Source organism: Gilliamella sp. CG16, from assembly GCF_046635785.1.
In the GTDB taxonomy this organism is placed as follows: Bacteria; Pseudomonadota; Gammaproteobacteria; order Enterobacterales; family Orbaceae; genus Gilliamella; species Gilliamella apicola_I.
The window spans coordinates 286470-292758 of the sequence record NZ_JBIDFL010000003.1; the positions used below are offsets into that span (position 1 = coordinate 286470).

The 6289-nt window shown below is 36.6% G+C and carries 5 protein-coding genes; all 5 read left to right on the plus strand.

Translation table 11 applies throughout. The annotated features are described in order from the left end of the window. Positions 1-16 precede the first annotated feature (16 nt). A complete protein-coding gene (hflX, locus tag ACGH47_RS05510) occupies positions 17-1312 on the plus strand; it encodes a ribosome rescue GTPase HflX (RefSeq protein ID WP_411622916.1) in 1296 nt (431 codons plus the stop codon). A 23-nt stretch (positions 1313-1335) separates the two neighbouring features. Beyond that, entirely contained in the window at positions 1336-2541 is a 1206-nt protein-coding gene (gene hflK, locus ACGH47_RS05515) for an FtsH protease activity modulator HflK (RefSeq protein WP_411589497.1), read from the plus strand. A 10-nt stretch (positions 2542-2551) separates the two neighbouring features. Continuing rightward, on the plus strand, positions 2552-3499 hold the full coding sequence (hflC, locus tag ACGH47_RS05520) for a protease modulator HflC (RefSeq protein ID WP_267351185.1): 948 nt from the start codon (positions 2552-2554) through the stop codon (positions 3497-3499). Between the two features lie 18 nt (positions 3500-3517). Next, entirely contained in the window at positions 3518-4816 is a 1299-nt protein-coding gene (locus ACGH47_RS05525) for an adenylosuccinate synthase (protein WP_267351187.1), read from the plus strand. Positions 4817-4891: 75 nt separating this feature from the next. Next, positions 4892-6073: a formate-dependent phosphoribosylglycinamide formyltransferase gene (gene purT / locus ACGH47_RS05530; protein ID WP_411622917.1), complete on the plus strand. Its 1182-nt coding sequence runs from the start codon at positions 4892-4894 to the stop codon at positions 6071-6073. Positions 6074-6289 lie beyond the last annotated feature (216 nt).

Below are 6289 nucleotides of genomic sequence, written 5' to 3' on the forward strand. Positions count from 1 at the left end.
TCAGTGGAGAGTTCGATTGTTTGAACGATATAAAGGTGGTGAATCCGCCTTATTAGTGCATGTGTTCTTTCCCCAAGAAAGCGATATTGAGGATCTTAAAGAGTTTGAAATATTAGTTTCTTCAGCTCAGATAGATATTCTCGATATCGTGACAACTTCAAGAAAGGCGCCTCAAGCCAAATATTTTATTGGCGAAGGTAAAGCTATTGAAATCGCTGAAAAAGTGAAAGAATTAGATGCCTCTGTTATTTTAGTCAATCATACCCTAACGCCTACCCAAGAACGAAACCTCGAAAAATTGTGTGAATGTCGTGTTATCGATAGAACTGGATTGATTCTTGATATTTTTGCACAACGTGCAAGAACCCATGAAGGAAAATTACAAGTTGAATTAGCTCAATTACAGTATTTATCAACACGTTTAGTTCGTGGTTGGACTCATCTTGAGCGACAAAAAGGGGGAATTGGGTTAAGAGGCCCAGGCGAAACTCAATTAGAAACCGATAGGCGATTAATTCGTCATCGTATTCAATTAATCTTATCTAAACTTGCCAAAGTTGAAAAACAGCGCAATCAAAACAGACAATCTCGAAATAAAGCAGATATTCCGACTGTATCTTTAGTGGGTTATACTAATGCCGGTAAATCAACACTGTTTAACGCATTAACACAAGCGGATGTCTATGCCGCAGATCAGTTATTTGCAACACTTGATCCAACTTTACGCCGAATAGTTGTTGATGATGTAGGCGAAGTCGTGCTGGCTGACACGGTTGGTTTTATACGCCATTTACCGCATGATCTTATTGCTGCATTTAAAGCAACCTTGCTTGAAACTCAAGAAGCAGCCTTATTATTACACATTGTTGATGCCGCTGATCCCAACTTTTTAGATAACATGCAAGCGGTTGATGAGGTTTTGTTGGAAATAGACGCTGATGAAATTCCAACACTATTAGTCATGAATAAAATTGATTTAATCGAAGATAAACAGCCAAGTATTGATCGTGATTCAAATGGTGTACCAATTCGTGTTTGGATTTCTGCTGAAAATGGTTTAGGATTAGATCTCTTATTTACGGCATTAACAGAAAGACTTGCTAGGCAAATTCAAGTTTGCCAACTAAACTTACCAATTCATTTAGCAAAACTAAGAAGCCGTTTATATCAGCTAAATGCAGTTGAACACGAAGTAATTAATAGCGATGGTAGCTTCCATTTAGATGTAAGAATGCCTGCAATTGAATGGAACCGTTTGTGTAAACAAGAGCCAGATCTGTTATACTTTATCAATACGCAAAATAACAACTAATTGTTTAATGGAGCAAATAAAATATGGCGTGGAATCAGCCCGGTAATAACGGACAAGATAACGATCCATGGGGTAATAATAACAAAAAACCATCTAACTTATCTGGCGGTTTTTTTGATAAAATTAATGACCTCTTAAAAAAAGGTAATTCAGGCAACAATGGCGGATCTTCGGCTAATAAATTTCCGCTAAGTGTCATTATTGTTGTCATACTTATCATTTTACTCCTTATCTGGGGGGCAAGTGGTTTTTACACCATAAATCAAAGCCAACGTGGTGTAATTACTCGTTTTGGTCAAGTTCAACCTGAAATTATTCAACCCGGATTAAATTGGAGAATACCATTAGTAGACAAAGTTTATCCTGTTGATACTCAAGGTACTAAAAATTTCAATGTAAAAGGATTTATCGTCACGACAGGTGAAAACCTAGTGTTTGTTGAGATGAACGTACAATATCGTATTAATAATCCTTTAAAATATTTATTTAATGTCACAAATGTAGAAGATAGTCTGCGACAAGCGGCTGATAGTGCACTTAGAACCGCTGTCGGTAGTTCAAATATTGACGCAATTATTTCTGATGGACGCTCTGTGCTTGAAAGTAGTACTAAAGATGAATTGGTCAATGTGATTACGCATTATGATATGGGTATAAATATTGTTGATTTGAACTTTCAGGTAGCGCGTCCACCAGATGAAGTTCAAGATGCTTATGATGATGCTATCCGTGCTCAAGGTGATAGTGAGCGTGAAATTAAAAAGGCTGAAGCAGATAAAGTCCAAATCGTACAACAAGCAGAAGGTCGCTCAGCGAGAATTTTGGCCGATGCTAATGCTTATAAAGTACGTGTTGAACTTGAAGCTGCGGGTGATGTTGCACGCTTTGAAAAAATCCTACCTCAATATAAAGCAGCACCTGAAATCACTAAAGAACGTTTGTATATTGAAACCATGGAAAGAGTATTAACCAAAACCAATAAAGTTATTGTTAATGATAAAAGTGGTAACATTATGGTATTACCATTAGAAAAGTTATTTCAAAATAAAGAAATGACAAATTCTAATTCACCAACATCATCAAGTATCACGAGTGATTATAATTTTAATGTGTCTTCTTCTGAAGCTGTAAAAAATCAGTCTCAAACGGCATCTGAATCACCAAAAACAAATAGCAGTAGTAATAACTCAAACAGCGTAAGAAATACTACGCGGACTATGGGACGTTAAGGAGAAAAATATGAGAAAATTATTAATTCCTATAGTTTTAATATTAATTGGTGTATATATTTCAAGCGTTTATGTTATTGAAGAAGGTACACGTGGTGTTGTTTTAAGATTCAATAAAATCATTGGATTATCTGAACCTGGTTTACATTTTAAAATCCCGGGCATGGATACAGTTAAAGTAATTGATGCTAAAATTCAAACGACTAATAGCTCTAATAACAATAAAGAACAACGATTTTTTAATGTGCAAAAGAAAGAATTAATCGTCGACTATTTTGTGCAATGGAAAATTATTGATTTCAATCGTTATTATGAAACAGTCGCTGGTGGTAATAATGTCGAAGACTTATTATTAGCAAGACTAAACGGTCGTTTACGTGCTGAGATTGGTAAATTAAGTAATAAAGATATTATCAATGATTCTAATGCGGATACACAATCTCGTAATTCTTTGATGAATCGCGTTAAAGATGCGCTAAATGGCGGTGTTCAAGAAGTAACTGAAAATGTATCTTCGGATGAACATAAAGAAATAGAAAGTAATAAAACAAGCTTACGTGCATTTGGTGTTGAAGTTATCGATGTGCGAATTAAGCAAATTAACTTTCCTGCTGAAGTTTCAGGCTCTATCTATGCCAGAATGCGAGCTGAACGTGAAGTTATTGCACGAGATAAACGTTTTGAAGGTGTAAGAAAAGCCGAAGAGACTCGAGCAGAAGCGACATTACAAGAAACAAAAATACTTTCGGAAGCTGAACGTCAATCACGTGCGATTCGTGGTGAAGGTGATGCCATTGCAGCTAAACTTTATGCGGATGCTTTTGGTAAAGACAGAGAATTTTTTAGTTTTATTCGAAGTTTAAAAGCTTATGAACAAAGTTTTTCTGGTAATGATGTAATGGTCATTAGTCCAGATAGTGAATTTTTTCAATACATGAAATTAAAATCTAATAACTAACAGAATGAGTAAAAGTCTATGAGTAATAATGTTGTTGTGTTAGGAACACAATGGGGTGATGAAGGCAAAGGTAAAGTTGTTGATTTACTCACAGAAAAAGCAAAATATGTTGTCCGTTATCAAGGTGGACATAATGCAGGACATACATTAGTCATTAATGGTGAGAAAACAGTATTACATCTTATTCCTTCAGGAATATTACGTAATGATGTTATTAGTATAATTGCCAATGGAGTTGTACTTTGTCCTGATGCTTTAATGAAAGAGATGAAAGAGTTAGAAAATAAAGGTATTCCGGTCAAAGAAAGATTACTCATTTCAGAATCATGTCCTTTGATTTTGCCTTATCATATTGCACTGGATCAAGCTCGTGAAAAAGCCCGTGGTAGTAAAGCGATTGGGACAACAGGTCGTGGGATTGGTCCGGCATATGAAGATAAAGTAGCTCGTCGTGGTCTTCGTGTCGGTGATTTACGTGATCGCCAAGCATTTGCAGAAAAATTGAAAGAAGTGATGGAATATCACAACTTCCAATTAGTCAACTATTACAAAGCAGAAGCGGTTGACTACCAAAAAGTGCTAAATGATACATTAGCGATTGCTGATATTTTAATTGCCATGATAGCTGATATTCCTGCGCTACTAGAAGAAGCTCGCAAAAAAGGCGAAAGAATTATGTTTGAAGGTGCACAAGGTACATTACTTGATATTGATCATGGTACTTACCCTTTTGTGACTTCATCAAATACTACTGCTGGTGGGGTAGCAACGGGTTCTGGTTTCGGACCTCGTTATGTCGGTTATGTTTTGGGAATTGTAAAAGCTTATTCTACTCGTGTTGGCGCGGGCCCTTTTCCAACCGAACTTTTCGATGAAGTTGGCGAATATCTTTGTAAACAAGGGAATGAATTTGGTGCTACAACTGGACGCCGTCGCCGTACAGGATGGCTTGATGCGGTCGCTGTTAGAAAAGCAGTGCAACTTAATTCAGTTTCAGGTTTTTGTTTAACTAAACTTGATGTATTAGACGGATTAAAAGAAGTTAAAATCTGTGTGGGTTATCAATTACCTAATGGCGATGTGATTAAAAACGCCCCAGCTTCGGCTGAAGAGTGGAGCTTAGTTAAACCTGTTTATGAGTCGATGTCTGGTTGGAGCGAGTCAACTTTTGGTATTAAAAGCTATGATGCTTTGCCACAAGCAGCAAAAGCTTATATTAAAAGGATTGAAGAATTAACCGAGACGCCAATTGATATTATTTCAACTGGCCCTGATCGAAGTGAAACCATGATTCTACGTGATCCATACCAAGCCTAATAATAAATTAATCAAAATCGGGAAATTATCCCGATTTTTTGTTTCTGCAAATAAATAATTGTGGTTGAGGAAAGTATGTCTAAAATAGGAACGCCATTATCGGTAACGGCGACAAAAGTCTTAATTTGTGGTGCAGGCGAACTGGCTAAAGAGGTTGTTATTGAATTACAGCGGTTTGGTTGTGAGGTGATTGCCGTTGATCGTTATGCTAACGCACCTGCAATGCAAGTTGCGCATCGTTACTATATTATCGACATGTTAAATGGTCATGAGCTAAAAAGCGTAATTGAAAAAGAAAAACCAGATTATATCGTGCCAGAAATTGAAGCCATTGCAACAGATACATTAGTAGAATTAGAACAACAAGGTTTTACTGTTATCCCTACCGCAAAAGCAACGCAATTAACGATGGATCGAGAAGGGATTCGTTGTTTAGCCGCTGAAAAATTAAAATTACCGACTTCTCCTTATCGATTTGCGACAAATTTTATAGAGTTTGAAAAAGCCGTTAATGAAATTGGTTTTCCTTGTTTGGTTAAACCCGTGATGAGCTCTTCAGGTAAAGGACAATTTTTATTACAAAATAATAGTGACCTAGAATCTGCATGGCGATATGCTCAAGAAGGTGGGCGAGCAGGCAGTGGTAAAGTCATTATTGAAGGTTTTATCGATTTTGATTATGAAATTACCTTATTAACAGTAAGACATATTGATGGCGTATCTTATTGTGAACCGATTGGGCATCGACAAGAAAATGGTGATTATCGTGAATCCTGGCAACCACAATACATGTCTGACCAAGCGCTAAATTTGTCAAAAGAGATTGCATCAAAAATAACGGAAGCGCTAGGAGGTAGAGGATTATTTGGGGTTGAGTTATTTATAAAAGGTGATCAAGTATGGTTTAGTGAAGTTTCACCTCGTCCTCATGATACCGGAATGGTGACTTTAATATCACAAAATCTTTCCGAATTTTCGTTACATGCAAGAGCTATCTTAGGGTTGCCTATTCCAACGATTGAACAATATGGGGCAAGTGCGTCCGCTGTAATAATGGTAGACGGTGACTCAAATCAAGTTTCTTTTATTAATTTAGCCCAAGCACTACGCGTTGAACAGACCGATTTACGTCTGTTTGGTAAACCTGAGGTTAAAGGGGTAAGAAGAATGGGGGTTGCATTAGCAAGAGCAAATAATATAAACGATGCGATAGATAAAGCTAAACAGGTTACAAATCAGATAAAATTTATACTATAACGCCTTGTTTTGAATAAAAAGCAATCACTCAACCCAAAAATAATAAAAAAACCAAAATAAGGGTTGACGACATCAAGTGAAGTGAGTAACATACGCAACCCTTGAGACAGCAAACTAAATCAACAAAACTTGATAAGGTAAAAAAACTGTCAGCTCTTTAAAAAGAAGAAACAGACAATCTGTGTGGGCACTTGCGAGACGAAAGATAAAAAGTCT

Bases quoted from the DNA above. Each gene is read 5' to 3' on its own strand.
- hflK (WP_411589497.1), top strand. From the start codon at position 1,336: ATGGCGTGGAATCAGCCCGGTAATAACGGACAAGATAACGATCCATGG.
- hflC (WP_267351185.1), top strand. From the start codon at position 2,552: ATGAGAAAATTATTAATTCCTATAGTTTTAATATTAATTGGTGTATAT.
- ACGH47_RS05525 (WP_267351187.1), top strand. From the start codon at position 3,518: ATGAGTAATAATGTTGTTGTGTTAGGAACACAATGGGGTGATGAAGGC.
- purT (WP_411622917.1), top strand. From the start codon at position 4,892: ATGTCTAAAATAGGAACGCCATTATCGGTAACGGCGACAAAAGTCTTA.